A 694-nucleotide genomic window follows, 5' to 3' on the forward strand; every position below is an offset into this window, starting at 1 on the left:
TACCCCTATCATCAAGATACCGGTCATCCATGCAAAGCGGCTGTGAAGTTCATCGGCTGCATTGGCATTGGAGAGAACCAGTCCACCAAATTTACCGGAGACATCGGTGGAGAGAGATTCTAGCCCCCACAGTTGGAAGCCATTGATGATGGCAAAGAGCGCTGGCCACGTCGCCAGAAAGGCAAACGTTCCAAAGTAGTTTTTCAATACCATCATGGTTAAGCCAGGAATGACCGCTGCACCTGCAACAAAAAAGCCTAAGCAAGCAAACAGCATAAACAGCATGGTATGGAGCATGGGTAAATATTCCCTTGCCATCAGTCCTAGTGACGCCCACATCGATGTGGTTTGCAGTTTGTTGGTGGTATAGGCGTAGTTGAGCGCCGCTTGAGTGGGGTCAAGACTGTCAAGGTTGTAGCGCAGCTCGTTCATCAGCATGTTTTGTTTGATGGTGTTGGAGGCACTGGTGCTGATGGCAAAAAACTTGTTGTAGCTACGCTTGAGCGATTGCACGATTTGTGGTTTGTAGCGATTGGCTTCTTTACCGAGTAAGTGGTGTGCTAACAAGGTGACGTTTTCGTTAGCGGCAGCATTAAACCGCTGTTTTACTATTGGGTAAGCTTCTTCACACAGCTTGTAGCTGCTTCGGCCGCCGCCTTCGTCAAGGTAAAGCGCACGCAGTGGACTTTGTTTA

Annotated in this window: 1 protein-coding gene; it reads right to left on the minus strand. The window is 49.0% G+C overall.

The window, feature by feature from the left end:
- On the minus strand, window positions 1–694 hold a 694-nt coding region (locus OH459_RS28060; protein ID WP_269989902.1), incomplete at both ends, for a conjugal transfer protein TraG N-terminal domain-containing protein.

Source organism: Vibrio sp. MM46, from assembly GCF_027587135.1.
GTDB classification, from domain to species: Bacteria; Pseudomonadota; Gammaproteobacteria; order Enterobacterales; family Vibrionaceae; genus Vibrio; species Vibrio harveyi.